General features: G+C 69.1%; 23 protein-coding genes. 11 read left to right on the top strand and 12 right to left on the bottom strand.

The features are described from left to right. Positions 1-16 precede the first annotated feature (16 nt). The 7 genes from U9J39_RS23975 to U9J39_RS24005 all read left to right on the top strand — a co-directional run bounded on the left by U9J39_RS23975 (position 17) and on the right by U9J39_RS24005 (position 8,054). Positions 17-490, top strand: coding sequence for a chemotaxis protein CheW (locus U9J39_RS23975; protein ID WP_115683445.1), 474 nt, complete (start codon positions 17-19; stop codon positions 488-490). Then, the gene (locus U9J39_RS23980; RefSeq protein ID WP_326348266.1) at positions 487-1,800 is read left to right on the top strand and encodes a CheR family methyltransferase; all 1,314 of its coding nucleotides are present in this window, start codon (positions 487-489) and stop codon (positions 1,798-1,800) included. The genes U9J39_RS23975 and U9J39_RS23980 overlap by 4 nt, the downstream gene beginning before the upstream one ends. Further along, positions 1,793-2,503 carry a chemotaxis protein CheW gene (locus U9J39_RS23985; RefSeq protein WP_116314106.1) on the top strand — a complete coding sequence of 237 codons (711 nt, stop codon included), beginning with the start codon at positions 1,793-1,795 and terminating at the stop codon, positions 2,501-2,503. Before U9J39_RS23980 ends, U9J39_RS23985 begins: the two co-directional genes overlap by 8 nt. Further along, positions 2,500-4,821, top strand: coding sequence for a hybrid sensor histidine kinase/response regulator (locus U9J39_RS23990; protein ID WP_326348267.1), 2,322 nt, complete (start codon positions 2,500-2,502; stop codon positions 4,819-4,821). Before U9J39_RS23985 ends, U9J39_RS23990 begins: the two co-directional genes overlap by 4 nt. Further along, entirely contained in the window at positions 4,818-5,855 is a 1,038-nt protein-coding gene (locus U9J39_RS23995) for a chemotaxis response regulator protein-glutamate methylesterase (RefSeq protein WP_116314104.1), read from the top strand. The genes U9J39_RS23990 and U9J39_RS23995 overlap by 4 nt, the downstream gene beginning before the upstream one ends. A gap of 53 nt (positions 5,856-5,908) precedes the next feature. Beyond that, positions 5,909-6,934, top strand: a complete 1,026-nt coding sequence (locus U9J39_RS24000; protein WP_414248659.1) for a diguanylate cyclase — start codon at positions 5,909-5,911, stop codon at positions 6,932-6,934. Between the two features lie 337 nt (positions 6,935-7,271). Then, positions 7,272-8,054: a DUF4397 domain-containing protein gene (locus tag U9J39_RS24005; protein WP_115683450.1), complete on the top strand. Its 783-nt coding sequence runs from the start codon at positions 7,272-7,274 to the stop codon at positions 8,052-8,054. A gap of 74 nt (positions 8,055-8,128) precedes the next feature. Here the strand turns inward: U9J39_RS24005 and U9J39_RS24010 are convergent, their stop codons facing one another. From U9J39_RS24010 to U9J39_RS24025, 4 genes are all read right to left on the bottom strand, one after another. Then, entirely contained in the window at positions 8,129-8,455 is a 327-nt protein-coding gene (locus U9J39_RS24010; protein WP_115713724.1) for a helix-turn-helix transcriptional regulator, read from the bottom strand. Positions 8,456-8,675: 220 nt separating this feature from the next. After that, positions 8,676-10,178 (bottom strand): tripartite tricarboxylate transporter permease, encoded by a 1,503-nt coding sequence (locus U9J39_RS24015; protein ID WP_092310851.1) that lies wholly within the window; start codon positions 10,176-10,178, stop codon positions 8,676-8,678. A 13-nt stretch (positions 10,179-10,191) separates the two neighbouring features. Beyond that, positions 10,192-10,653, bottom strand: a complete 462-nt coding sequence (locus U9J39_RS24020) for a tripartite tricarboxylate transporter TctB family protein (RefSeq protein WP_115713725.1) — start codon at positions 10,651-10,653, stop codon at positions 10,192-10,194. Positions 10,654-11,087: 434 nt separating this feature from the next. Next, positions 11,088-12,578: an MATE family efflux transporter gene (locus tag U9J39_RS24025; protein ID WP_326348268.1), complete on the bottom strand. Its 1,491-nt coding sequence runs from the start codon at positions 12,576-12,578 to the stop codon at positions 11,088-11,090. A gap of 297 nt (positions 12,579-12,875) precedes the next feature. On the opposite strand from U9J39_RS24025, the gene U9J39_RS24030 reads away from it, so the two are divergent. Continuing rightward, positions 12,876-13,670, top strand: coding sequence for an MHYT domain-containing protein (locus U9J39_RS24030; RefSeq protein WP_326348269.1), 795 nt, complete (start codon positions 12,876-12,878; stop codon positions 13,668-13,670). Positions 13,671-13,808: 138 nt separating this feature from the next. Then, complete coding sequence (locus tag U9J39_RS24035) at positions 13,809-15,236, top strand: NAD-dependent succinate-semialdehyde dehydrogenase (RefSeq protein ID WP_018008347.1); 1,428 nt, start codon at positions 13,809-13,811, stop codon at positions 15,234-15,236. A gap of 66 nt (positions 15,237-15,302) precedes the next feature. Here the strand turns inward: U9J39_RS24035 and U9J39_RS24040 are convergent, their stop codons facing one another. From U9J39_RS24040 to U9J39_RS24065, 6 genes are all read right to left on the bottom strand, one after another. Beyond that, positions 15,303-15,677: a cytochrome C oxidase subunit IV family protein gene (locus U9J39_RS24040; RefSeq protein ID WP_111516868.1), complete on the bottom strand. Its 375-nt coding sequence runs from the start codon at positions 15,675-15,677 to the stop codon at positions 15,303-15,305. An 8-nt stretch (positions 15,678-15,685) separates the two neighbouring features. Then, positions 15,686-16,393, bottom strand: coding sequence for a heme-copper oxidase subunit III family protein (locus U9J39_RS24045; RefSeq protein ID WP_115683456.1), 708 nt, complete (start codon positions 16,391-16,393; stop codon positions 15,686-15,688). A 23-nt stretch (positions 16,394-16,416) separates the two neighbouring features. Beyond that, on the bottom strand, positions 16,417-17,064 hold the full coding sequence (locus U9J39_RS24050) for a bb3-type cytochrome oxidase subunit III (RefSeq protein ID WP_115713728.1): 648 nt from the start codon (positions 17,062-17,064) through the stop codon (positions 16,417-16,419). Next, a complete protein-coding gene (gene ctaD / locus U9J39_RS24055; protein ID WP_115713729.1) occupies positions 17,061-18,818 on the bottom strand; it encodes a cytochrome c oxidase subunit I in 1,758 nt (585 codons plus the stop codon). Before ctaD ends, U9J39_RS24050 begins: the two co-directional genes overlap by 4 nt. Before the next feature lie 10 nt (positions 18,819-18,828). Next, positions 18,829-20,187: a cytochrome c oxidase subunit II gene (locus U9J39_RS24060; RefSeq protein ID WP_115713730.1), complete on the bottom strand. Its 1,359-nt coding sequence runs from the start codon at positions 20,185-20,187 to the stop codon at positions 18,829-18,831. 215 nt (positions 20,188-20,402) lie between these two features. Next, the gene (locus U9J39_RS24065; RefSeq protein WP_111516864.1) at positions 20,403-20,906 is read right to left on the bottom strand and encodes a hypothetical protein; all 504 of its coding nucleotides are present in this window, start codon (positions 20,904-20,906) and stop codon (positions 20,403-20,405) included. Between the two features lie 281 nt (positions 20,907-21,187). On the opposite strand from U9J39_RS24065, the gene U9J39_RS24070 reads away from it, so the two are divergent. Both U9J39_RS24070 and U9J39_RS24075 read left to right on the top strand, forming a co-directional pair. Further along, positions 21,188-21,367 carry a hypothetical protein gene (locus U9J39_RS24070; RefSeq protein ID WP_041228702.1) on the top strand — a complete coding sequence of 60 codons (180 nt, stop codon included), beginning with the start codon at positions 21,188-21,190 and terminating at the stop codon, positions 21,365-21,367. Between the two features lie 44 nt (positions 21,368-21,411). Further along, entirely contained in the window at positions 21,412-21,576 is a 165-nt protein-coding gene (locus tag U9J39_RS24075) for a hypothetical protein (protein ID WP_326348270.1), read from the top strand. Positions 21,577-21,804: 228 nt separating this feature from the next. Here U9J39_RS24075 and U9J39_RS24080 read toward each other — a convergent pair whose 3' ends face one another. Both U9J39_RS24080 and U9J39_RS24085 read right to left on the bottom strand, forming a co-directional pair. Then, entirely contained in the window at positions 21,805-22,002 is a 198-nt protein-coding gene (locus tag U9J39_RS24080) for a rubredoxin (RefSeq protein WP_115713732.1), read from the bottom strand. 107 nt (positions 22,003-22,109) lie between these two features. After that, entirely contained in the window at positions 22,110-26,078 is a 3,969-nt protein-coding gene (locus tag U9J39_RS24085) for a DUF748 domain-containing protein (RefSeq protein ID WP_326348271.1), read from the bottom strand. Positions 26,079-26,119: the final 41 nt, after the last annotated feature.

Raw genomic sequence — 26,119 nt, forward strand, 5'->3', positions numbered from 1 at the left:
GTTGCGCGCCACCGCCATGAAACTCTTCCTGCTGTTCCGCCTCGGCGCCGACCACTACGCGCTCGATGCCGCCGAGGTGGCCGAGGTGCTGCCGCTGACGCGCCTGAAGCAGATTCCCGGCGCGCCGGCGTGGGTGGCGGGACTGATGCAGCGGCGCGGCCAGCCGGTGCCAGTGGTCGACCTGCCCGCGCTCGCCACCGGCGTGCCCGCGGCGCTGCGCACCAGCACGCGCACGGTGCTGGTCCATTACCGCCGCGCTGAAAGCGAGCCGGTGCGGCTGCTCGGCCTGCGCCTGGAGGCGGCCACCCAGACCCTGCGCTGCCCGGCGGAATCGTTCGTCGATGCCGGCATCGCCGGCGCCAGCCCGCGCTATCTCGGTCCGGTGCGGCATGACGCGCGCGGGCTGGTGCAATGGGTCAGGGTCGGCGCGCTGCTGCCGGACGACGTCCACGCCATGCTGTTCGCCGACGCTGCCGGGGAGCCCGCGTGAGCACCGCCGCGCATATCGAAGCGCTGCTCAAGGCCCGCATCGGGCTCGATGCCGGCGCCATCGGCAGCGGTGCGGTGGCGCGCGCCGTGCGCGAGCGCCAGCAGGCGCGGCAGGCGCCCGATACCGAGGCCTACTGGCAGCTGCTGCAGGGCACCGCCGACGAATTCCAGGCGCTGATCGAGGCCGTGGTGGTGCCCGAGACCTGGTTCTTCCGGCATCGCGAGGCCTTGCTGGCGCTGGGCCGCTTTGCCGCCGAGCGCGCCTTTGCCGACGGCAGGCGCACGCTGCGGCTGCTGAGCCTGCCCTGCTCCACCGGCGAAGAGCCGTATTCGATCGCCATGGCGCTGCTCGACGCGGGCGTGCCGCCGGGGCGCTTCTATATTGACGCGGTCGACATCAGCGCATGCGCGCTGGCGCGCGCGCGCCAGGCGCAATACGGCCCCAATGCCTTCCGCAGCGCGCCGCTCGACTTCCGCGACCGCTATTTCACCGCCACGCCCACGGGCTATGTGCTGGACCCGCGCGTGCGCGCGCAGGTGCGGCTGCTGCAGGGCAACCTGGTCGAGCCCGGCCTGCTGGCGGGCGAAGCGCCCTATGACTTCGTGTTCTGCCGCAACCTGCTGATCTACTTCGACGCCGCCGGCCAACGCCAGGCGGTGCAGACGCTGGTGCGCCTGACCATGGCCGACGGCCTGCTCTTCGTCGGGCCGGCCGAGGCCAGCGTGCTGAGCGCGCAGGGGCTGGAGCCGGTCGGCATCCCGCTGTCCTTTGCCTTCCGCAAGCCAGCGGCAGCAGTGCCGCGCGCCCGGGCCCCGTCCCAGCCGCCGGTCCACGCCGCCCAGCCGCCGCGCATGGCCGCGCCGCCGCGCATGGCCGCGCCGCCGCGGCTGCCGCGCCCGCCCGTGACCATGCGTCCAGCTGTGGTGCGCGCGCCCGCGCCGGCCGCAGCACCGGCCGCAAGGCCTGTGGCCGGCGCGCATGCCGACGCGCTGGCCGCCATCGCGGCCATGGCCGACCGCGGCGAACTGGACGCGGCCACCGCCGCCTGCCTGGCGCTGCTCGACCGTGCCGCGCCCGATGCCGATGGCAGCGCCCTGGCCGATGCCTATGGCATGCTCGGCGTGCTGCACGACGCCGCCGGCCGCACCGCCCAGGCGCACGCGGCCTACCGCAAGGCGCTATACCTGGATCCGTCGCACCAGGAAAGCCTCTATCACCTGGCCGCGCTGCTCGACACCGAAGGCGACCACGACGGCGCCACCCGCCTGCGCCAGCGCGCGCAGCGCCACACCCGCAAGCACCATGGCTGAGACCCAGGCCCATCCCTTTGCCACCGTGGTGCGCGCCGCGGGCGTGGACGACTGCTGGCGGCGCATCGGCGTGCGCGGCGACGGCAGCTGCCCGGCGCTGGCCGAGCACGCGCACTGCCGCAACTGCCCCACCTACGCGCAGGCCGCCGCGATGTTGCTGGACGCGCAGCAACTGGACCAGGCCCTGCAGGAACTGCCGGATGCCGCCGCCGACAGCGCCGACGACAGCGGCGACGACAATGCCCAGGACGCCAACGCGCTGGCATGCCTGGTGTTCCGCATCGGCGAGGAATGGCTGGCGCTGCCCACCGCCGCGCTGGGCGAAGTCACCGCGCCAAGCCCGGTGCATTCGCTGCCCCACCGGCGCGACGCCGCGGTGCTGGGGCTGGCCGCGGTGCGCGGCAACCTGCTGGCCTGCCTGTCGCTGGCGCACCTGTTCGACACGGGCGCGGCCCAGGCCGAGCCCGATGCCGCGGGCAGCCGTTTCCTGATCCTCGGACAAGGCCGCGCCGCGATCGCCCTGCCGGTGGCCGAGATCGCCGGCATCGTGCGTGTGCGGCGCGCCGCGTTGCAGCCGCTGCCCGCCACGCTGGCACGGGGCTCGGCCCGCTATACGCAGGCGCTGTTCGTCGACCAGGGCCGCAGCGTCGGCCTGCTCGACGCCGCGCAAGTCCGCCAGGCGCTGGCACGGAGCCTGGCATGAACCCCGAACAACTGCGCGACGCCTCGCTGCTGGAACTGTTTGCACTCGAGGCCGACGCCCAGGCCGAGATCCTCAATGCCGGCCTGCTGGCGCTGGAGCGCTCCCCCGGCGCGTCCGGGCAGCTGGAGGCGTGCATGCGCGCGGCCCACTCGCTCAAGGGCGCGGCCCGCATCGTCGGCCTCGATGGCGGCGTGCGGCTGGCGCATGCGATGGAAGACTGCCTGGTCGCCGCGCAGGGCGGCATGCCGCTCGCCGCCGCGCATATCGATGCGCTGCTGCAGGGCACCGACCTGCTGCTGCGCATCGGCCATCCGCCCGGCGGCGACCCGGACTGGTCCGAGCAGGCCGGCCGGGCCGAGATCGACGCGGTGATACAACGGCTGAGTTCGCTCGACGGCGGCGGCGCGCCGGCACAGCCCGCGGCAGCGGACGCGCCCGCATCCGTGGCGGCGCCGGTCCGCACCCCTGCCCCGCCGCTTCCGCCCGAGCCTGAAGCGGCACCATCGGCACCATCGGCACCGATGGCCGCGCACGCCGCCGACGGCCCCGAGCGCATGCTGCGCATCAATGCCGATGCGCTGGACCAGTTGCTGGCGCTGTCGGGCGAGGCCATGGTCGAATCGCACTGGCTGCGGCCCTTCGGCGCATCGCTGCAAAAGGCGCGGCGCCAGCAGGCGCGCGCGCTGCGCGCGGCCGACACGCTGCAGCAGGCCCTGCGCGAAACGCAGGATGGCGACGGCGCGCATGCCTTGTCTGCAGCCTACGCGGCGCTGGCCGAACTGCGCCAGCTGCTCGACGATGGCCACCAGCAACTGGCGGCGCGGCTGGACGAGTTCGAGCAGTACGACCATCGCGCCACGCGGCTGGCGCGCCGGCTCTACGACAGCGCGCTGGCCTCGCGCATGCGCCCGCTGTCCGACGGCCTGGCCGGCTACGCGCGCATGGTGCGCGACCTGGGCCGCGCGCTGGGCAAGTCCGTGCACCTGGAACTGTCCGGCGCCGGCACGCAGGTAGACCGCGACATCCTCGAGGCGCTCGACGCGCCGCTGGCCCACCTGCTGCGCAATGCCGTCGACCATGGCATCGAGGCGCCGGCGGTGCGCGCGGCGCAGGGCAAGCCGCCCGAGGGCGTTGTCACGCTGCACGCGCGCCACAACGCCGGCCGGCTGCAGATCGAGATCTCCGATGACGGCGCGGGGGTCGACCTGGATGCGCTGCGGCGTGCCATCGTGCGGCGGCGGCTGGCCTCCGAGGACACGGCGGCGCGGCTGTCGCAGGCCGAGCTGCTCGACTTCCTGCTGCTGCCCGGCTTCAGCATGCGCGACACCGTCTCCGAAGTCTCCGGGCGCGGCGTCGGCCTCGACGCGGTGCAGGAGATGGTGCGGCGCGTGCGCGGCAGCCTGCGCCTGACGCAGCAGCCTGGCCACGGCCTGCACTTCAGCCTGGAACTGCCGCTGACGCTGTCGGTGGTGCGCACGCTGCTGGTGGACGTGGCCGGCGAAGCCTATGCCTTCCCGCTGGGCCGCGTGCTGCGCGCCACCTCGGTGGCGCGCGGCGAGATCGAACAGACCGAAGGCCACCAGCATTTCCGCCACGAGGGCCGCGCCATCGGCCTGGTCAGCGCGGCGCAGGTGCTGCAGCCGGCCGGCGCCGACGCCGCGCCGGCCAGCGAGCAGGTCCCGGTGGTGGTCATCGGCGAGGGCGAGCGCACCTATGGCATCGCGGTCGACCGCATGCTGGGCGAACGCCTGCTGGTGGTGCAGCCGTTGCCGGCGGCCCTGGGCAAGATCCGCGACATTGCCGCCGGCAGCCTGACCGACGACGGCACGCCGGTGCTGATCTTCGATGTCGAGGACATGATCCGCTCGGTCGAGAAGCTGGTCTCCGAAGGCCGCATCGAAGGCGTGCGCCAGGGTGCGGCGGCGAGCGTGCAGGCGCGCGCGCGCCGGGTGCTGGTGGTGGACGATTCGCTGACCGTGCGCGAGCTGCAGCGCAAGCTGCTGGCCGGGCGCGGCTATGACGTGACGGTGGCGGTCGACGGCATGGACGGCTGGAACGTGCTGCGCGCCGAAGCTTTCGACCTGGTCATCACCGACATCGACATGCCGCGCATGGACGGCATCGAGCTGGTGCGCAGGATCCGCCAGGACGCCGCGCTGCGCCAGCTGCCGGTGATGGTGGTGTCGTACAAGGACCGCGAACAGGACCGCCAGCGCGGCCTCGAGGCCGGCGCGGACTATTATCTGGCCAAGGGCAGTTTCCACGACGCCGCGTTGCTCGACGCGGTCCAGGACCTGATCGGCGAGGCACGTCCATGAAAATCGGCATCGTCAATGATTCCGCGCTCGCGGTGGCCGCGCTGCGCCGCGCGCTGGCGCTGGATCCGTCGTTCGAGATCGCATGGATCGCCGGCGACGGCGCCCAGGCGGTGCAGATGGCCGCGCACCAGACCCCGGACCTGATCCTGATGGACCTGCTGATGCCGGTCATGGACGGGGTCGAGGCCACGCGCCGGATCATGGCCGCCACGCCGTGCGCCATCGTGGTGGTGACCATGGACCTGGGCCGCAACGCCACGCAGGTCTTCGACGCCATGGGCCATGGCGCCATCGACGCGGTCGACACCCCCACGCTGGCCGAGGCCGACGCGCAGCTTGCCGCCGGGCCGCTGCTGCGCAAGCTGCGCAATATCGCGCGCCTGCTGGCCGGCCGGGTAGCACCGCAGCATGCACTGGCGGTGGCACCGCGCGCCGTCAGCGCGGCGCGGCTGGTGGCGATCGGCGCCTCGGCCGGCGGCCCGGCCGCACTGGCAGCGCTGCTGGGCGCGCTGCCGGCGGACTTCGGGGCCGCGGTGGTCACGGTGCAGCATGTCGACGAGGCCTTCGCCGCCGGCATGGCCGAGTGGCTCGACGGACAGTGCGCGCTGCCGGTGCGCATTGCGCGCGCCGGCGAGACTCCGCAGGCCGGCACCGTGCTGCTGGCCGGCACCAACGACCACCTGCGCCTGTCCAGCCCGAGCCGGCTGGCCTACACCGAACAACCCTGCGATTACCTTTACCGCCCCTCCATCGATGTGTTTTTCGAAAGCGTGGTGGAACACTGGCGCGGCGACGTGATCGGCGTGCTGCTCACCGGCATGGGGCGCGACGGCGCGCTGGGCCTGAAGGCGATGCGCGACCGCGGCTTCCTGACCATCGCCCAGGACCGCGCCACCAGCGCCGTGTACGGCATGCCCAAGGCCGCCGCCGCGCTCGGCGCCGCCGCCGAGATCCTGCCGCTGCCGCGCATCGCGCCGCGGCTGGTGCAGGCGTGCGGCCCGGCGGCACTGACGTGGCCTGCGCCGCCCGCCTGAAAGAATGCAACCGGTCCCAGGCCGTGCCGGGACCGCGAGAACAGGAATTGAACATGCAACCCGAATCCTCCAACCCCGCCGGCATGCCCGCCGCGGCCGACAAGCAAGAGTACCTGGCCATGGTGCTGCTGGTGGACGACCAGGCCATGGTCGGCGAAGCGGTGCGCCGCGCGCTCGCCACCGAGCCCGATATCGACTTCCACTACTGCTCGCAGCCCGATGAAGCGGTGGCGGTGGCGCAGCGCACCAAGCCCACGGTGATCCTGCAGGACCTGGTGATGCCGGGCGTGGACGGGCTGACGCTGGTGCAGCGCTACCGCGACAACCCGGCCACGCGCGATATCCCGATCATCGTGCTGTCGACCAAGGAAGAAGCCGCGACCAAGGGCGCGGCCTTTGCCGCCGGCGCCAACGACTACCTGGTCAAGCTGCCCGACAGCATCGAGCTGATCGCGCGCATCCGCTACCACTCGCGCTCGTACCTGAACCAGCTGCAGCGCGACGAAGCCTACCGCGCGCTGCGCCAGAGCCAGCAGCAATTGCTGGAGACCAACCTGGAGCTGCAGCGCCTGACCAACTCGGACGGGTTGACTGGCTTGTCCAACCGACGCTATTTCGACGAATACCTCGGCGCGGAATGGCGCCGGGCGCTGCGCGAGCAGACCGAGCTGGCGCTGCTGATGATCGATGTCGACGCCTTCAAGGCCTACAACGACACCTATGGCCACGTCGCCGGCGACGACGTGCTGCGCCGCGTCGCCGCGGTGATCCGCGACAATTGCGCGCGCGCCACTGACCTGCCTGCACGCTTCGGCGGCGAGGAGTTCGCCATGGTGCTGCCGGGCACCTCGCCCGGCAGCGTGCGGCTGCTGGCCGAAAAGGTGCGGCGCGCGGTGCAGGGGCTGGCCATCGCCCACAGCGGCTCGCCCGCACTCGACTGCGTCACCGTCAGTATCGGCGGTGCGGTGCTGGTGCCACAGCCCGACGCGCAGCCAAGCCAGCTGGTGAAAGCGGCCGATGCGGGCCTGTACCAGGCCAAGCGCAATGGCCGCAATCAGGTCATGATGTCGCAAGCCTGAGCCGCGGCCAACGCTCGAGGCAACCGCGCGGCAACAACCGGTTACACATCTGCGCAGGGGACAGGACGGCGCGCGGCCCCGCCCTGTCGCGCCGCCGCGCTCGCGCTGCCAAGGCACGCCGCCAGCAAGCTCCGCGCAGGCATCACTTCCTGTGGGAATCGTCCGACATTGAATTCGGAGCGTTGCGCCTGTCTGGCCCATCGGTTCAAACCTATCGTTGCATCACGGCAAGCGTGATCCCGCGCCTGCATACCAGATAGCAACTGGCCACGCGGCCGCCGCGATCCGCGCCGGCATGGGCCAGCTCGTCTCTGACTCCAACAGCAAGAGGTGACCCATGCTTCGATCCAAGACCCTTTTCCTCGGCCTGGCGCTGGCCGCGACCGCGGTGCTGACAGCGTGCGGCGGCGGCGATGACGGCATCGACGACCGCATCGGCCTGAGCAAGCCGAGCGTGCGCGTGATCCACGCCGTCACCGGCGGCCCCAATGTCGACGTGCTGCAGAACGGCTCGCTCACCAGCATGGTCAACAAGCCCTACAAGTTCGTCTCGACCTACTTCAACGTTGAAACCGGCAACCAGCTGATCTCGTTCAACGCCGCCGGCACGCAGACCGAACTGGCCCGCGGCAGCCTGGTGGCGGCCACCGGCCACAAGTACACCGTGGTGGCGGTGCCGGGTGCGTCGGTCGCGGAAACGGTGACGATCGACGATCCGTTCGGCAAGGGCCTGCTGTCGAACAAGGCGCGCGTGCGCTCGCTGAACGCCTCGTTCAATGCGCAGAACATCGACATCTACGTGACCCTGCCCGCGATCGACCTGAACTCGGTCGCGCCGACCTTCGCCGCGGTGGGCTACAAGCAGGCCTCACCGGCATCGGGCCAGGATTCGATCGACCTGGACGGCAACACCACCTACCGCCTGCGCATCACGCCAGCCGGCTCCAAGACCGTGATCTTCGACTCGGGCGCGTTGACGCTGGCCAATAACGCCGACTGGCTGATCACCACCATCCCGTCGGACGGCATTGCCGGCCTGACGCCTAACAAGATCAAGGTGCTGGTGGCGCGCGGCGACGACGAGTCGCAAGCCGGCCTGGAGCTGGTGACGACGCAATAACCGCTGTCGCGTTTGCCCGTGGCAGGCGGGCATCATGCGCGGAGGCCGGTCCGGAGGGACCGGCCTCTTTTTTCTTAAGGTTGGGCGTCGCGCCGCGCCGGCGTTTCGTCGCCCGGCTCCAGCTCCGCCTTCAGCACAGCCAGGTGCGAGATATACGACTCCAGTTCGGCCCGCCCCTGCGCGGTGATGCAATACACGCGGCCGCTGCCTTCGACCAGCTCGGCAGTGATGGCGCGGGCCATCATCAGGCTGCGCAGGATCGGCCGCAGCGAGCGGATGTTCTTGTCGATGCCGCGCTCGCGCAGCCGGTCGACCAGGCTGAGCACCGTCGACGGGCTCGACTGGACCAGCTTGAGCACATAGATTCTGGAGAAAAACCGGTCAAGGGTAGGCGGTTTCATGGGCGCTGTCGGCGCACCCGATGGTGCGGAAATCCTGATCATCATGCGCAGCCCATGACTGCTGCCGCAGTCGGGCACTCTCTGGGAAACAGGGCGGGCGGACGCGCGGCGCGCGCCGCGCCCGCGAAAGAAAACGGGGTGCGCGAAGGCACCCCGAAAGCTTGCGTTGCTTGCGCCGGCCGCTTGCCGGGCCGGCGCCATTCCGGGGCGCTCGCTGGCGCTAGTCTTCCTGGAACGCTTCCTCGCGCTTGGCCTTGATCGACGGCAGCGCCACCACCGCCACCAGCGCGGCGGCCGCGATCAGCAGGCCCACCGACAGCGGCCGGGTCACGAACACGCTGAAGTCGCCACGCGACAGCAGCAGCGTGCGGCGGAAGTTCTCTTCCATCATCGGCCCCAGCACGAAGCCGAGCAGCAGCGGCGCCGGTTCGCACTTCAGCTTCAGGAACAGGTAGCCGATCACGCCGAAGCCCGCGGCCATGAACACGTCGAAGGTCTGGTTGTTGACCGAGTACACGCCGATGCCGCAGAACACCAGGATCGCCGGGTACAGGAAGCGGTACGGCACGGTCAGCAGCTTCACCCAGATGCCGATCATCGGCAGGTTCAGGATGATCAGCATCAGGTTGCCGATCCACATTGAGGCGATCAGGCCCCAGAACAGCGACGGGTTGCTGGTCATCACCTGCGGGCCGGGCTGGATATTGTGGATGGTCATCGCCCCCACCATCAGCGCCATCACCGCATTGGGCGGGATGCCCAGCGTCAGCAGCGGGATGAACGAGGTCTGCGCCGCGGCGTTGTTGGCCGATTCCGGACCCGCCACGCCTTCGATCGCGCCCTTGCCGAACTCATGCGCATTCTTGGAAGTCTTCTTCTCCAGCGAGTACGCCGCGAACGAAGCCAGCGAGGCACCGCCGCCAGGCAGGATGCCCAGCGCCGAGCCCAGCGCCGTGCCGCGCAGCACGGCCGGGATCATGCGCTTGAAGTCTTCCCTGGTCGGGAACAGGTTGGTGACCTTGTTGGTGAAGGTCTCGCGGGCTTCCTTCTGCTCCAGGTTGGCAATGATCTCGGCAAAGCCAAACATGCCCATCGCCAGCGCGACGAAGTCGATGCCGTCGGTCAGCTCCGGCACATCGAACGAGAAGCGCGCGGCGCCCGAGTTCACGTCGGTGCCGATCAGGCCCAGCAGCAGGCCCAGCACGATCATCGCGATGGCCTTGGGCAGCGAGCCGGAGGCCAGCACCACGGCGCCGATCAGGCCCAGCACCATCAGCGAGAAATACTCGGCGGGGCCGAACTTGAAGGCGATTTCCGACAGCGGCGTGGCAAACGCGGCCAGGATCAGCGTGGCGACGCAGCCGGCGAAGAACGAGCCCAGGCCGGCGGTGGCCAGCGCCACCCCTGCCCTTCCTCGCCTTGCCATCTGGTAGCCGTCGATGGTGGTCACCACCGACGACGATTCGCCCGGCAGGTTCACCAGGATGGCGGTGGTCGAGCCGCCGTACTGCGCGCCGTAGTAGATGCCGGCCAGCATGATCAGCGCGGCCACCGGCGGCAGCGTATAGGTGATCGGCAACAGCATGGCGATGGTGGCCAGCGGTCCCAGGCCCGGCAGCACACCGATCAGCGTGCCCAGCACGCAGCCGAGGAAGGCGTAGGCCAGGTTCTGCAGCGACAGCGCGGTCGAAAAACCCAGCGCGAGGTGTTCAAACAATTCCATGATGCGGCGCTCCTTAACCGGTGATGAAGGCCGGCCACACCGGCATCTGCAGGTTGATGCCGTACACGAAGGCGCCCAGGCTGATCAGCACCAGCACCACCGCGTTGAGCAGCGCGCCCTTCCAGCTGAACTCGTGGCTGGCCATCGACGACACCAGCACCAGCACGAACACCGACAGCACCATGCCCAGCGGCTTGAGCAGCAGGCCGAACAGCACCACCGAGCCGAGGATCCACAGCAAGGTCTTCAGGTCCCAGCGGGCCAGGTGGTCCTGCTCGCCCTTGGGCGACAGCGAGGCCAGCAGCACCACCGCCCCCAGCACCGCGAGCACCAGGCCCAGCAGGAATGGAAAGTATCCGGGTCCCATCTTGGCGGCCGTCCCCATGGAATAGCCGCGAGCGACCCAGGAAAAGCCCAGCCCGACCAGAATGAACATCAGGCCGGAGGCAAAGTCCTTTTGGCTGCGTATGCGCAAAACGATTCTCCTCAAAGTTCACGAAATGCCGTGCCGGGGGCGCACTGGCTCAGGCGCAACAGACATGCAGGCGGGCATGCTTCCCGACGGTTGACCCGAACCTTAGAGACGTGATCTTTCAGGTGCCTTTCATTTGTCCTGTTTTAGGGGTATTTACCAATGAACCCTTAAAACAAGGCAAAGCCGGCGATGACGCACGCGCAAATGCATCACGTTGTGATGTAATTTTACGCAAGAAATACGAAGGGAAAGTCGACAGGAACGTCAGACGAAACAAGACGGCGCGCGCCCTTGCATCAACGCAGGGCGCGGCCGCAAAGACGCGTGCCGATGCCCTGGCGGCAGGGCACGCGTGTGCTGGGAAGGAGTGTCAGCGATGACACGATGACACATCGATCTTTCGGAAGGCTTTCAACGCGGGGCTCGCGGGGCAATCAGCGCGCGGCCTCGGCCGTTGGCCTGGCGCTGCTGGCCGCCTCGACGACCTCGCCTGCGTCTTCGCAGGGTGTGCCCATGCTGGTATCGGGCGCCTGCCCCACAGCCTCTGCCGGATGCGGCGCGACGGGCAGGATCTGGCTGCCGCGCCAGTTGCCGAAGCGGTAGTAGCCAAGCGCCAGCGCCAGCGACACCACCGAGCCGAGCGGAAAGCTCCACCAGATCGCGTCGGCGCCGAGGCGCGGGCCCAGCGCCCAGGCGAACGGCAGCCGGATCACCCACATCGACAGGAACAGGATCACCAGCGGCGCCATCACCGCGCCGGTGGCGCGCACCGTGCCGAAGATGACGATGGTGAAGCCGAACAGGACGAACGACCACAGCACCACCACGTTGATATGCTGCGCGATGCCGATGGCGACGCCGTCGGTGCCGAGGAACAGCCCCAGCGAATGGCGATTGAACAGGTAGATCAGCGCCACCAGCGCGCCGGTCATGGCGACGTTGAACAGCAGCCCCATGCGCGTGACGCGCGCCACGCGCTGCCACAGCCCGGCGCCGACGTTCTGCGCCACCATCGACGACACGCTCGCGCCCACCGCCAGCGCGGGCATCTGCACATAGGTCCACAGCTGCGACGCCACGCCATAGGCGGCAGTGGTCTGCGAGCCATAGGCGTTGACCAGCGCCATCATCACGATGGCGGACGACGAGATCACCACCATCTGCAGGCCCATCGGCAGGCCCTTGACCACCAGCGCGCGCAGGATCGCCGGGTCCGGCACCAGCAGCGCCAGCTGGCCGCGATGCAGCAGCAGGAAATGCCGGCGCCGGTACAGCAGCGCCATCATCGCCGCCAGGCTCGCCAGCTGGGCGATCAGCGTGGCCAGCGCCGAGCCGGCGATGCCCATGGCGGGAATCGGCCCCACGCCGAAGATCAGCACCGGGTTGAGCACCACGTCCAGCACCACCGACAGCAGCATGAACCAGAACGGCGTGCGCGAATCGCCGGCGCCGCGCAGCGTCATCATCACGAAGTTGTAGAAGTACATGAACGGCAGCGCCAGGAAGATGATGCGCAGGTAGGCCACTGCCAGCGGCGCGGCATCGGGCGGAGTCCGCATCGCCGCGAGGATGTCGGCGGTGTAGAAGTAGCCGAGCGCGGACGCCAGCACCGACAGCGCGACGAAGAAGGTGGTGCTGGTGCCGACCACGCGGCGCGCCTGGTCCACGTCGCGCGCGCCGACGGCCTGGCCGATCATGATGGTGTTGGCCATGCTGATGCCGAACACCACGCCCAGCAGGAAGAACAGGATGATGTTGGCGTTGGAGGTGGCGGTCAGCGCGGCCTCGCCCAGGAAGCGCCCGACCCAGACCGAATTGATCGAGGCGTTCAGCGACTGCAGGATGTTGCTGCCTAGCACCGGCAGCGAGAACAGCAGCAAGGTCCGGCCGATCGGGCCGGTGGTCAGTCTGGCATCGGGCTTCATGGGGCGTCGCGCGAGGGAAATCCGCCCAGTCTATTCCTGCCCCCCGGCGGCCTACAAGCGTGCCGCGGCGTCCGCACCGCCGCCAGTGCCGGCCGCCCGTGGCGTCTCGCCCGCCTTTTTACCTGAATGAGTTATTTCCGGCCGATGGCCGGCGACGCATACTCCGGCTGGGACCAGCGCGTCCCGGGCCGGCTGCCGGACGGGATTATCCGGGATTATCCGGGCTTATCCGGGCTTATCCGGATCGATCCGGCATGCGAGCGCCTTCCGCCGCAGTCAAAACAAGGAGGTGGGGTCATGTTTGTCGGTTTCGAGCCTGTTGCCGGCGCCCTGGTGCCGTTTGCCTATGACTGGCCGATGGTGGGCCTGTCGTTCCTGATCTCGGTGTGCGGCGCCTACGTGGGCCTGCGCTGGTCGCGCCGGGTGCGCCAGCCCGACGGGCGCCTGGACGTCGACCGGCTGCTGTGCGCCAGCGTGGCGCTGGGCGGCGGCGCGGTCTGGTCGATGCACTTCATCGGCATGGTGGCCTACCAGACCCCGACCCATCGCGAGTTCGGGCTGTTCACCACGCTGGCCTCGCTGCTGGTGGTGATGGTGCTGGCCGGGGCCGGCCTGGCGATCGCGTCGCGGCCGCGCGGCAGCCGCAGCGCCAACGTGGTCCAGGGCGGCGTGCTGACCGGGCTGGGCGTGGTGGCGATGCACTACACCGGCATGGCCGCGATCCGTTCCAACACCCGCTTCGACTGGGATCTCGCCATCATTGGCTTGTCGGTGGTGATCGCGGTGGTGGTGTCGGTGGTGGCGCTGTGGCTTGCCACCACGGTGAAGACCAGCGGCAAGCAGCTGGCGGCGGCCGTGGTGATGGGCGTGGCGGTCTGCGGCATGCACTACACCGGCATGTCGGCCGGCGCCATGATCTGCACCAGCCCGTCCTACGCGCCCAGCCTGTTTGCGATCGAGGGCGACAGCATCGGCTATGCGGTGTTCGGGCTGAGCCTGATCACGCTGCTGGTGATCCTGGTGGTGGAAGCCACGCGCACCGGCGCCGTGGCCGCCCCCGCCGCGATGGCACGCACGCGCGACCCCGCCTGACACCGGGCTCACGGGCCGGACGCTGACGGCCCGGCGGGCCCGTTTCCGCACATTCCTGGCAGGCACCCACCCGGCGCGCTGCATGAACGCGGCGGCCGGGTTAAGCTTGCGCTTTCACCGCCCACCAGGAGAACACGCATGTACCAGGATCTCGCCCTCTATATCGACGGAGAATTCATCAAGGGAGGCGACCGGCGCGAGCAGGAGGTCATCAACCCGGCCACGCAGGAAGTGCTGGGCCAGCTGCCGCACGCCACGCGCGCCGACCTGGACCGCGCCCTGGCCGCCGCGCAGCGCGCCTTCGAAAGCTGGAAGAAGACCTCGCCGCTGGAGCGCGGCAAGATCCTGCGCCGCGTCGGCGAACTCGCGCGCGAGCGCGCCCGCGACATCGGCCGCAATATCACGCTGGACCAGGGCAAGCCGCTGGCCGAGGCGGTCGGCGAGATCATGGTCTGCGCCGAGCACGCCGACTGGCACGCCGAGGAATGCCGCCGCATCTACGGCCGCGTGATCCCGCCGCGCCAGCCCAATGTGCGCCAGCTGGTGGTGCGCGAGCCGATCGGCGTCTGCGCCGCGTTCACGCCGTGGAACTTCCCCTTCAACCAGGCCATCCGCAAGATCGTCGCCGCGGTGGGCGCGGGCTGCACGCTGATCCTGAAGGGCCCCGAGGACTCGCCCAGCGCGGTGGTGGCGCTGGCGCAGCTGTTCCACGACGCCGGCCTGCCGCCGGGCGTGCTCAACATCGTCTGGGGCGTGCCGTCCGAGGTCTCGACCTACCTGATCGAATCGCCGATCGTGCGCAAGATCTCGTTCACCGGCTCGGTGCCGGTGGGCAAGCAGCTGGCGGCGCTGGCCGGCGCGCACATGAAGCGCGTCACCATGGAGCTGGGCGGGCATTCGCCGGTGCTGGTGTTCGACGATGCCGACATCGACCCGGCCGCCGAGATGCTGGCGCGCTTCAAGCTGCGCAATGCCGGCCAGGTATGCGTGTCGCCCACGCGCTTCTACGTCCAGGAGAAGGCCTATGACCGCTTCCTGGCACGCTTCACCGAGGTGATCGGCTCGATCAAGGTCGGCAACGGCCTCGAGGACGGCACCCAGATGGGGCCGCTGGCGCACGAGCGCCGGGTACTGTCGATGGAGCAGTTCCTGGACGATGCCAGCCAGCGCGGCGGCAAGGTGGTGGCGGGCGGCTCGCGCCTGGGCGACAAGGGTTACTTCTTCGCGCCGACCGTGGTCACCGACCTGCCCGACGACGCGCGCCTGATGACCGACGAGCCCTTCGGCCCGGTGGCGCCGGTGACGCGCTTCAAGGACACCGCCGAGGTGCTGCGCCGCGCCAACAGCCTGCCCTACGGCCTGGCGTCCTACGTGTTCACCAACTCGCTGAAGACCGCGACCGAGGTGTCCAACGGCCTCGAAGCCGGTATGGTCAACATCAACCACTTCGGCATGGCGCTGGCTGAAACCCCGTTCGGCGGCATCAAGGACTCGGGCATCGGCAGCGAAGGCGGCCTGGAGACTTTCGACGGCTACCTGGTGACCAAGTTCATCACCCAGGTCTGAGCGCCCGGGGGCGGGGCAAGGCGGCCTGCCGCCGGCGCCCTCCCCGGGGCCGGCGGCGCCTCCCCGTCAGCGGAAGAAGATGCCGCGCGTCAGGAACGTATGATTCGCTTCTTCCGCCATCAGCCACACCAGCACCAGCAGGCACAGCGGCGGGATCAGGATGGCGCAGATCAGCGCCATGCGCTCCCATGCCATGTGCATGAACACCGCCACGATCAGCCCCGCCTTCAGGCTCATGAACAGCAGGATCAGGGTCCAGCGCAGGTAGCCGCTGACATGGAAGTAATCGACCATGTAGGACAGCGCGGACAGCACGAACAGCAGCAGCCAGATCTTCAGGTACAGCCCGATCGGATGCTGCTGGCCGTGGTGCGCGGCGTCCGCACCAGTGGCATGCGGGGGCGTTGCCGGCGCCGCGGGGGTTGCAGGGTTCGATGCCATGGCCACTCTCACCAGAGATAGAACAGCGCAAAGATAAACACCCACACCAGGTCGACGAAGTGCCAGTACAGCCCGGCGATCTCGACGATCTGGTAGTTGCCGGTGGCCTCATAGCGCCCGCGCAGCACGCGCATGGCCACCACCAGCAGGTAGATCACGCCGCACGACACGTGCAGGCCGTGGAAGCCCGTGATCATGAAGAAGGTCGAGCCGAACTGCGCCGCCCCCATCGGGTTGCCCCAGGGCCGCACGCCCTCGTCGACGATCAGCTTGGTCCATTCGAATGCCTGCATGCCGACGAACAGCGCGCCGAAGGCCGCGGTGACGAACATCAGCGTCGCGCATTCGCGCCGCGCGCGCCGGTAGGCGAAGTTGACCGCCATCGCCATGGTGCCGCTGCTGGTGATCAGCACGAAGGTCATGATGGCGATCAGCAGCAGCGGGATGTCGGCGCCGCCCACGTGCAGCGCGAACACCTCGCTCGGGTTGGGCCACGGCACCGTGGTCGACATGCGCACGGTCATGTAGCCTGTCAGGAAGCAGCTGAAGACGAAGGTGTCGGACAGCAGGAAGATCCACATCATCGCCTTGCCCCACGACACCTTGAAGGCCTGCTGGTCCGACGACCAGTCGGCCAGCATGCCGCGCACGCCGCCCACCGGCGGCGCGGGCGCCACGCCGGGGGTTGCCGAGGGTGAAGACAGTTGCGTCGACATGCCGGTCCTCCTTGCCGCCGGCGCTAGGCCGTGCCGCAGATATAGCGCACCAGTTCGGGCGTGAGCCATCCCAGCGCCGCCAGCAGCACCGCCCACACCGCCAGCAGGAAATGCCAGTAGCGCGCGCACAGCCGCAGGCGCAGCACCGCGGCCGCGCCGCTGCCGCGCGCCGTCATGGCAAAGCCCCAGCCCGCCAGGCCGCCCAGCACGTGCAGCCCGTGCATCGCGGTCAGCAGGTAGAAGAAGCTGCCGGCCGGATTGCCGGCCGGCATCACCTGCATCGCGCCCAGCGCCTGCCACGCCCACAGCTGCGAAGCGACGAAAGCGGCCGCCCCCAGCCCGCCCAGGCGCAGCGCGCGCCGGGCCGCGGCCATCTCGCCCCGGCCCGCGGCGCGCGAGGCCACCGCCATCGCCACGCTGCCCGCGGCCAGCAGCGCGGTCGACAGCCATACCTGCCACGGCAGCGCGATGCGGTGCCAGTCCGGGCTGTCCATGCGCAGCGCATAGGCGGTCAGGAACAGCGCGAACAGCGACGTGACCACGCCCATGAACACCCACAGGCCGATGCTGGCCGGCGCGCGGCGCTGCGGGTGTCGGTTGGCGGCGTTCTCGCCCGAAGGGTTGCCGCCGAAGTCGTCGCGGCTGACCTTGTAGACGGCGTCGGCGTTCATGCTACGGCTCCGCGGCTGGCGTGCGGTTCAGGCTCGGCGCCGCCTTCTTCGGGCGGCGCGTTCTGCGCGATAAAGTCTTCGCGCGCCCCCGGCACGCTGTAGGCATAGGCCCAGCGGTACACCACCGGCAGGTGCGGACCCCAGTTGCCGTGCGCCGGCGGGGTCTGCGGCGTCTGCCATTCCAGCGAAGCTGCGCGCCACGGGTTGCCGTCGGCCTTGCGCCCGTGCCGCAGGCTCCAGAACAGGTTGAAGACAAAGATCAGCTGCGCCGTGGCAACGACGAACGCCGCCACCGAGATATACATGTTCATCACGTGCGCCGATTCCGGGATAAAGGCGTAGTTCTCCCATGCGTAGTAGCGCCGCGGCATGCCCAGCACGCCCAGGTAGTGCATCGGGAAGAAGATGGCATAGGTGCCGACGAAGGTCACCCAGAAGTGGATGCTGCCCATGGTGTCGTTCAGCATCCGCCCGGTCACCTTGGGATACCAGTGGTAGAGCCCGCCGAATACCACCAGGATCGGCGACACGCCCATCACCATGTGGAAGTGCGCCACCACGAAGTAGGTATTCGACAGCGGGATGTCGACGCTGACGTTGCCCAGGAACAGCCCGGTCAGCCCGCCGATGATGAAGGTGCTGATGAAGGCGATCGCGAACAGCATCGGCACGGTGAAGTGGATATCGCCGCGCCATAGCGTAATGACCCAGTTGTAGACCTTGATCGCGGTCGGGATCGCGATGATCAGCGTGGTGGTGGCGAAGAAGAAGCCGAAGTACGGGTTCATGCCGCTGACGAACATATGGTGCGCCCACACCACCACCGACAGCACGCCGATCGCCAGGATCGCCCAGACCATGGTGCGGTAGCCGAAGATGCTCTTGCGCGAATGCACGCTGATCAGGTCCGAGACGATGCCGAAGGCCGGCAGCGCGACGATATAGACCTCGGGGTGGCCGAAGAACCAGAACAGGTGCTGGAACAGCAGCGGGCTGCCCCCCTTGTACTGCAGCTGCTGCCCCATCGACACCATTGCCGGCATGAAGAAGCTGGTGCCCATGGTCTTGTCGAGCAGCATCATCACCGCCGACACGAACAGCGCCGGGAACGCCAGCAGCGCGAGGATGGTGGCCATGAAGATACCCCACACCGACAGCGGCATGCGCAGCAGCGTCATGCCTTCGGTGCGCGCCTGCAGCACGGTGGTGACGTAATTCAGCCCGCCCATCGTCGCGGCGACGATGAAGATCGCCAGCGACACCAGCATCAGGATGATGCCCCAGTCGTGCCCCGGCGTGCCGGGCAGGATGGCCTGCGGCGGATACAGCGTCCAGCCCGCGCCGGTGGGTCCGCCCGGCACGAAGAAGCTGGCCAGCAGCACGATCACCGAGAGCAGGTAGACCCAGAAGCTGAGCATGTTGAGGAAGGGGAACACCATGTCGCGCGCCCCCACCATCAGCGGGATCAGGTAGTTGCCGAAGCCGCCCAGGAACAGCGCGGTCAGCAGGTAGATCACCATGATCATGCCGTGCATGGTGACGAACTGGTAGTAGCGGTTGGCGTCGATGAACTCGAAGCGGCCGGGGAAGCCCAGCTGCATGCGCATCAGGTTGGACAGCGCCACGCCCACCAGGCCGACCACGATCGCCACGATGGTGTATTGCACGGCGATGACCTTGTGGTCCTGGCTCCAGACATAGCGCGTCCAGAAGCTCTGCGGCGCGTGATGGGCGGCGTCATCGGCGTAGGCCATGCAGGTCTCCTTACTGGCGCGGCGGCGCGGGCGCGGCCGTGGGCGGCACCGCGACGGCCGTCGAAGTCGTATAGCTGCCGGACGCTGCGCCGGCCGTGGCCGCGGGCGCTGCCGAACCGGCCGCCGCCGTGGTCGCGGCGCTGGTGGTGGCGGCCGCGCCGGGCGGGACGTCGGCCGGCGCCACCGGCGCCACCATGCCGGCGTCCGCCGCGCCGCTGCCGACCGACTTGATATACGCGGTCAGCGCCGCGACCTCGTCGTCGCTGACCGGCACCTTTGGCATCACCGGGCCATAGCCCTTGACCAGCCGCGCATGCGGGTCCGCAATCTCCTTGTGCAGGAAGGCATCGTCCACCCTGGCGCTGCTGCCGTCGGCAAAAGTCTCGGTCTTGCCGTACAGGCCCTTCCAGGTCGGCCCCACGCCCGGATTGCCATCGATGCTGTGGCAGCCGACGCAGCCCTTGCTCTGCGCCAGCGCGCGGCCCTTCTCGATGGTGCCGGCCGCACCCGCCGCACCGGGCGCGGCCGCGGCCATCGCAGCAGGCGGCGCCGCGGCCTTCGCCAGCGTCATGGCAAAGGTCTGCTGCTTCGCCAGCCACGCCTCGAACGCGGCCGGCTCTTCCACCACCACCGTGCCGCGCATGTTGTAATGCCCCACGCCGCACAGCTGCGCGCACAGGATGTCGAAGCGTCCCGCCTGCGTCGGCGTGAACCAGAACGATGTCACCATGCCCGGCACCATGTTCATGCGCGCGCGGAACGGCGGCACGTAGAAGTCATGCAGCACGTCCTTGGAACGCAGCAGCACCTTGACCGGCTGGTTCAGCGGCAGGTGCACCTCAGGGCCGACGATGACGACGTTGTCGAGCCCGCGCGGATCGTCCGGGTCCAGCCCGAGCGGATTGGCGCCGGTGACGAAGCGCGCGTCCGACGCGCCCAGCTGCCCGCTCTTGCCGGGAAAGCGGAACGCCCACGACCATTGCTGCCCGACCACTTCCATCACCATCGCCTCGCGCGGCGGGCGCACGTAGTCGGCGTAGACGAACAAACCCGGCGCCAGCAGCAGGATCACGCCCAGCGTGGTGCCGCCGATCAGCCACAGTTCAAGCCTGCTGTTTTCGGGGTGGTAGGACGCGCGGTGGCCGCTGCCGCCGTTGGGATGCGGCGCATCATGGCGAAAGCGCCAGACGATGTAGCCAACGAACAGGTTGATGCCGATAAAGAAGATGCCGGTGATGACCAGGGTAATGGTCAGCGTGTCGTCCATCTGTTTCCAGTTGGACGCCAGCGGCGTTGCCCACCACGGGCTCAGGAAATGAAAGAGCACCGATGCGGCAACCATGACGACGAGTGCGATGGCCATCGCCATATCCACCCTCCTCCTCGCGCGCGGCGAGGGATGCGCAAGTCACGCAGGTAGAGATAAGACTAGTGCATGCCGTCAGGTCACTGCAAGGCGACACGCCGGGGCATTGGTGTCGCAATGCACAAGTGCGCCGCACAAGGAAAAAGCGGCGGCGGGAACCCGTGGCTCCCGCCGCCGCAGCTGCTGTGTGCCGGTCCAGCGTGCTGGCCGGCTCGCGCTCAGTGCGAGACGTCCTTGCTTTCCAGCTTCCAGTAGCACGCCGCCGCCGCGATGCCGAAGATCAGGTGCCCGACGAAGGTGTGCCAGCCGCGCACCTCGACAAACCACGGGAACGCCCGCGTCATCACATAGAAGTTGAAGACGTAGACCAGCACCCCGAACACCGCGCCCGCCAGCATGGCCAGGCCCAGGCTGGAATCGAGCGTGAACGGTGCCAGGATCGCCGCGAGGATCATGCCCAGCACCGCGCCCAGCACGAAGTGGATCACCAGTGCCGCGGCCACCGTACCGACGCTGAACAGCGAGGTCTGCAGCACCTCCGGCCCCATCACGATCGCCGCGATCATGCGCGTGGCCACCCAGGGGTTGACGCCCGACACCATCGACGACCAGAACAGTTCCAGCACCAGCAGCAACGCGCCCGCCGCCAGCCCGGACACCGCTGCCGCGGTCCAGTCCGGCAGTCGTCGCACGTAGTGGTGCGATTGCATGTGAAGTTCCATAGCCACCTCCGTCTCTCTCGTCGGCGGGGCATCGCACGAAAGGGGAAACACGCCCCGCGTCTCTGCTCAGCATAGGACAAGCGTTCAGCGCTTCGAGAGCGGCCAGCCGAAAAAAGGCTCGGATTGCGTACGTCGCGCAACGACCGCCTAAGGCAAGTGCGGCCGCCGATACCTGCGCGCGCCGGCACAAGCGCCGCATCGGGGACAATCCCGATGCGCACACCGTCCATACGGCACACACTGCCTATACTGGAATCACAAAAGAGAGACAGGAGACCGCCATGCACTTCACCGCGCATGATCTTGTATTCCTGATTCCGATGGCGCTGGTAGGCGTGATCGCCATGGGCTCGATCCCGGTAACCGCGAAGTTCCTGCGCATCAGTTGCCGCACCATGGGCGCGCTGATCGGCGCACTGGTCGCGGTGCTGGTGCTCGAGGCATTACCGCTGCTGATCTGACTCCCGCGGGAGTCGGTTCACACGTAGTGGGAGGAGGTCCCGCTATGTCGATCGGCCTGCTTGCCGCCATCATGGTGGCGCTGCTGTGCATTACCGTGTGGCGGGCGCTGTGGCGCTGCAGTCATCCGTACCGGATGCGGTACCGGAGGTGCGCGGTGCAGCGGCAGCGCGCGGGGCTGTGCCGGCACGCGCCGCGCAGGCAGGGTTGACTGCCACGCACGTATCCCTTGAATCGCTTGGTTGACATAACTGCGCCATATTTGGCGCAGTTTGTGGCGCAGTTCATTAAAACTGCGCCACAATCCCGCCACCGTTCGGAGCTCCGGCGGTTGCATGAGGGCGTGCTGGCCCGCTATGGATTGCGCCCCTCGGAACTCGCAGCGTGGAAGGCAAACCAGGTGGCTGCGCCTTCCAGCTCTTGAGAAGTGCCTGCAGCGTTACAGCTCGATCATCGCGAATTCGCCCTTGCCGACGTCGCATTCCGGGCAGCGCCAGTCATCGGGGATATCCTCCCAGCGCGTGCCGGCGGCAATGCCGTCTTCCGGCCAGCCCTGCTCTTCGTCGTACACCCAGCCGCAGATCACGCACACCCACGTCTTGTAGGCGACGGCGGCTTCCATTGGCTCCTGCTGCAAAATTCACTCCTGATTCGGCGATGGAACGGATTGTCCGGGCCGAATCATACCGGTTTTCGAAGCAGGGCTTATGGCGGCGCCGCGCGGTGCCGGCGCCGCCACCCGCGCTAGCCGCGGATGGAAAAGTCCACGCGGTTGGGGGTGCCCTTGTCCTTGATGCCCTCGGCGCTGAGCTTGGGCGCGGTCAGGAACAGCCGGCTCTCGGGCACCTTGCCTTCGCGTTCGAGCGACTGCTTGACCACCAGCGCGCGCTGCTCGGCCAGGCGCTTGAGGTCGGCCTCGGTCACGGTGGCGTTGGCCATCAGCAGTTTTTCCATCTCCTCGGGCGGCAGGGTCTTGGCAAAGCCGACGAAGTTGCGCGGCTTCTTCATCGAGGTGCGCTTGTAGACCTGCTCCAGGTACTTCGGGTACTCGGCTTTCGACACCTTGACGTCGGCGCCCTGCTCGCCGGCCTCGTCGTCACCCGCTGCGACACCGGCCTGCGCGTTGTCGCGCAGGTCGCGCCGCTTCTGCTCGGCCACGCGCGCATCCAGCCAGGCGCGGCGCGCGCCGGCTTCATCGGTGGCGGGATCGATGCGGCCGCTGATTTCCAGCCGCAGCGAGGGCCGGTCATTGAGCGCCTGGCCCAGCTTGGCGATCTTGTCCCTGGCCGCCGGGGTCAGCGTGGCGGTGCCGGGCGCGAACTCGACATAGCCCAGTTCCTCGCCGCTGCCGCCGAAGGCCGAGGCGATCAGCGAGAACGGCGAGGTGATCGCCTTGGTCAGCAGGTTGACGATCACGCGCACGATCACGCCGCCGATGCTGAACTCCGGATCCGACAGCGAGCCCGACACCGGCAGGTTCACATCGATCACGCCATTGCGGTCCTTGAGCAGCGACACCGCCAGCAGCACCGGCAGCTTGGTCGCATCGGGGCTATCGACGCGCTCGCCGAAGGTGAGCTGGTCGAGGAACAGGTGGTTGCGCGCATCGAGCCTGCCGTTCTCGATCTTGTAGGCCACGTCCACGGTCAGCTTGCCCTTGGTGATGGGATAGCCCGCGTACTTGGCGGCATACGGCGTGAGCCGCGTCAGCTCGACGCCCGCGGCCTTGGCGGCAATGTCGAGGAACAGCTGCTCGCCCAGCGGATTGAGCTTGCCGCTGATATTGACCGGCGCGTCGTCGTCGATGCGGCCGTCCAGCACCAGGTCGGCCGGGGTGGGATCGCCCGACGACACCTTCGACACCGAGCCCTTCATGCCGGTCAGGTTGGCGGTGTAGTTGGGCTTGACGAAGAAGTCCGAGAAATTGATGTTGCCCTTGTCGACCGAGACCCCGCCGATGCGGATCTGCGGCTTGGGCCCGCCCGGCTTCTGCTCGACCTGTGCGGTGCGCGTGTCGCCGGCCTGCACCGGCGGCGCGGCCGGCGCCGAGGCCGGGTTGGCTTGCGTCAGGCTGGTGGATGGCGCCGCCTCGCCCTTCTCCGCGCCGCCGGCCAGCACGTCCTGCAGGTTCAGGCGGCCGTTGGCGTTCAGGATCACGCGGGCGTAGAAATCGGACAGCGCGATATTGCCCAGGCTGACGCGCATCGGTCCCTTGCTCTCGTCCATCGCGAAGTCGATGCCGGACACCGCCAGCGAGCGCCAGCGCAGGAAATCGTCGCCGCTGACGCGGTCGACCGTGCGCACGTTGCCGGTCTGCACATTGCCGTTGAAATGCGCGGCAAGCGGCTTTCCGGCCGGCGCGTCGACATTGAGCCGGCCCTTGACCGTGAGCGTGCCGCTGCGCAGCGCGGCGTTGAAGCGGTCAGCCAGGTAAGGCTGCAACGGGCTCACGTCGACCTGGCGCAGGTCCAGCTGCAGGCGGCTGGCCGGTAGCGCCGGCAACACCGTGCCATCGATGCCGATCACGCCACGGCGGCCGGATTCGGCATGCAGCTTGACCGGCACCGCCGCCGGCGTCAGCGGCCAGGCCACCGCGCCGGTGCTCAGGCCGATATTGCGGAACTGGTGGATCACCGGGCGGCCGCGGTTGGCCTGCGCCGGCTGGTAGTCCGCGAGGCGGGCGCTGCCGCCTTCCACCACGACCTTGCCGATATTCGCCCTCCAGCCACCACCGGCAGCAGCGCCGTTGGCACCATTGGCACTGGCCTGCGGCGTGCGCCGCGGTGCGGCGCGTGCCTGCTGCGCGGATGCGCTCGCCCACAGCCGCGCCATCTCGAGCAATTCGCCGCGATGATCGCGCGTGGCGGCGATTTGCGGCTGCGCCAGCGTCACCTGGCTGGTGGCAAAGGTCTGTTTGGCGAGGTCGAACTGGATATCGTCCAGCACCAGCTTCTGCGCCTGCAGCAGCGGCAGCGCAGCACCATCCCGGTCGCTGCCGCGGTCGCCGGCGCGATCGCGCGGGCGGCGGCCGACGCCCTGCGGCCGGTCCGCGGCATGCGCATCGGCTGCGCTGGCACGCGGTGCGGCGGCCGCCGGCATCACCACCGGGTCGCGCGTGGCGACGTACAGCGGCGCCAGTTCCAGCCGCGATTTTTCCAGCACGAACTGGAACTGCGGCGCGCCCCAGGCCATGCGGTAGTGCAGCTCCGCATTGACCGCGGTGGTGCCGAACTGGCTGCGCAGCTCGCGCGGCCACCAGGCGGCAAAGCCCTGCGGGCGCAGCCCGGTGGTTTCCAGCGTGCCGGCCATCGAGCCGTCGCGCAGCAGCAGGTCGCCGGTATGGTGCAGGGTCTGGCCATCGGCCACGGTCAGCGTGGCCTCGACGCGCACGGGCTTGTCGCCGTCGGTGCCGGCAAAGCCCTTGACCTCGGCATCGAGCGGCCCGAGCGCGAGCTTGCCCGGGCCCGATGGCGCCAGCGCATCTTCGAATCCGACCCGGGCCTGCCTGACGACGATGCGGTCGACCGCATAGCGCCACGGCACTTCCTTGGCCGCGGCCGTCGCCGGGGCTGCCGGAGCAGCCGAAGCGGCGACGGGGGCCGAGGCCGGCGCCGGTGCCGGCGCCACGCCATCGGTGGACCGGCTCACCGCCTGCGGCAGGAATGCCGTGGCCAGGTTCAGCGAGCCGTCCGCGCGCCGCGCCGCCTCCACCGCCAGCCCGTCGATCTCGACGCTGCGCAGCTGCGCGCGGTGCGCCAGCGGCTCCAGCCTGGCGATATCGACCGCCAGCTTGCCGCTGCGGATCAGCGGCTGGCCGGCGCGCGTGCGCACGTCGGCTTCGCGCAGCGCGGCGGTGCCCAGCACCACCATCTCCTGCGTGTCCTGCTGCTGGCGGAACGCCACCGTCAGCCGCGTATCGAGCTTGCCGGACTTGACTTCGGCATCGCGCAACGGCGGCGCGAACGCCATCATCCGCGCCACCTCGAGCCCGTCGAGGTTGATGTTGAGCCGGGTCTGGCGTGAATCGGCAAAGGGCAGCACCTCGCCGTCCAGCGCCAGCGGCGTGCCGTTGACCTGCGCGCTCAGCGTGGGCCGGGTCACGATCTCGACGTCGTGCGGCAGGTTGGACAGGAACGGCAGCGTCAGCGTCAGGTTGTCGACGCGCAGGGTGGTGTCGAGCAGCTTGTCGTCATAGCGCACGCTGCTGCCGGTCACCGCGATGTTGTTCACCGAGAAGCGCGCCGGCTTGGCATCGGCCGGCTTGGGCGGCAGCGCCGCGAACCTTTCCTGCACATCGGCAAAGCTCATGCGGCCGTCGGCGCCTCGCACCACGTGCACGGCCAGGCGGTCGACATGCAGGTTGTCCACCACGGGCGCCAGGTGCCAGACCGAGGCCAGCGAGGTATTGGCCTGCGCCTCGCCCAGCGTCAGCGCCGGCGTCTTGCCGTCGCGCTCGTAGATGGTCAGGTCGGTCAGCGTGGCCGCCAGCTCGAACGGCCGCACATGAGCCTGCCCCAGCGTGACCTTGCGCCCCAGCGCCGCGGTCGCGTTCTGTTCGACCAGGTACTTGATCAGCGGCGGGCCACCGAAATAACCCGCCAGCCCGAACACCGCCAGCGCCGCCGCCAGGCCGCCCGCAATGCGCATGGCCAGCCGGCCGCGCGGCGTGGCAGCCACCGTGGCTGCCACCTGGATGGATTGCTTGAATGCCATGACGTTCCAGAAATTCCGACCCCGCAATCCGGCGCTGCACG

It is taken from the genome of Cupriavidus sp. SS-3 (genome assembly GCF_035818815.1).
Taxonomy (GTDB): domain Bacteria; phylum Pseudomonadota; class Gammaproteobacteria; order Burkholderiales; family Burkholderiaceae; genus Cupriavidus; species Cupriavidus taiwanensis_C.

Coding starts and splice junctions, on each gene's coding strand:
- U9J39_RS23975 (WP_115683445.1), top strand. CDS start 17: ATGAAACTCTTCCTGCTGTTCCGCCTCGGCGCCGACCACTACGCGCTC.
- U9J39_RS23985 (WP_116314106.1), top strand. CDS start 1,793: ATGGCTGAGACCCAGGCCCATCCCTTTGCCACCGTGGTGCGCGCCGCG.
- U9J39_RS23990 (WP_326348267.1), top strand. CDS start 2,500: ATGAACCCCGAACAACTGCGCGACGCCTCGCTGCTGGAACTGTTTGCA.
- U9J39_RS23995 (WP_116314104.1), top strand. CDS start 4,818: ATGAAAATCGGCATCGTCAATGATTCCGCGCTCGCGGTGGCCGCGCTG.
- U9J39_RS24000 (WP_414248659.1), top strand. CDS start 5,909: ATGCAACCCGAATCCTCCAACCCCGCCGGCATGCCCGCCGCGGCCGAC.
- U9J39_RS24005 (WP_115683450.1), top strand. CDS start 7,272: ATGCTTCGATCCAAGACCCTTTTCCTCGGCCTGGCGCTGGCCGCGACC.
- U9J39_RS24010 (WP_115713724.1), bottom strand. CDS start 8,455: ATGAAACCGCCTACCCTTGACCGGTTTTTCTCCAGAATCTATGTGCTC.
- U9J39_RS24015 (WP_092310851.1), bottom strand. CDS start 10,178: ATGGAATTGTTTGAACACCTCGCGCTGGGTTTTTCGACCGCGCTGTCG.
- U9J39_RS24025 (WP_326348268.1), bottom strand. CDS start 12,578: ATGAAGCCCGATGCCAGACTGACCACCGGCCCGATCGGCCGGACCTTG.
- U9J39_RS24030 (WP_326348269.1), top strand. CDS start 12,876: ATGTTTGTCGGTTTCGAGCCTGTTGCCGGCGCCCTGGTGCCGTTTGCC.
- U9J39_RS24035 (WP_018008347.1), top strand. CDS start 13,809: ATGTACCAGGATCTCGCCCTCTATATCGACGGAGAATTCATCAAGGGA.
- U9J39_RS24040 (WP_111516868.1), bottom strand. CDS start 15,677: ATGGCATCGAACCCTGCAACCCCCGCGGCGCCGGCAACGCCCCCGCAT.
- U9J39_RS24045 (WP_115683456.1), bottom strand. CDS start 16,393: ATGTCGACGCAACTGTCTTCACCCTCGGCAACCCCCGGCGTGGCGCCC.
- U9J39_RS24050 (WP_115713728.1), bottom strand. CDS start 17,064: ATGAACGCCGACGCCGTCTACAAGGTCAGCCGCGACGACTTCGGCGGC.
- ctaD (WP_115713729.1), bottom strand. CDS start 18,818: ATGGCCTACGCCGATGACGCCGCCCATCACGCGCCGCAGAGCTTCTGG.
- U9J39_RS24060 (WP_115713730.1), bottom strand. CDS start 20,187: ATGGCGATGGCCATCGCACTCGTCGTCATGGTTGCCGCATCGGTGCTC.
- U9J39_RS24065 (WP_111516864.1), bottom strand. CDS start 20,906: ATGGAACTTCACATGCAATCGCACCACTACGTGCGACGACTGCCGGAC.
- U9J39_RS24070 (WP_041228702.1), top strand. CDS start 21,188: ATGCACTTCACCGCGCATGATCTTGTATTCCTGATTCCGATGGCGCTG.
- U9J39_RS24075 (WP_326348270.1), top strand. CDS start 21,412: ATGTCGATCGGCCTGCTTGCCGCCATCATGGTGGCGCTGCTGTGCATT.
- U9J39_RS24085 (WP_326348271.1), bottom strand. CDS start 26,078: ATGGCATTCAAGCAATCCATCCAGGTGGCAGCCACGGTGGCTGCCACG.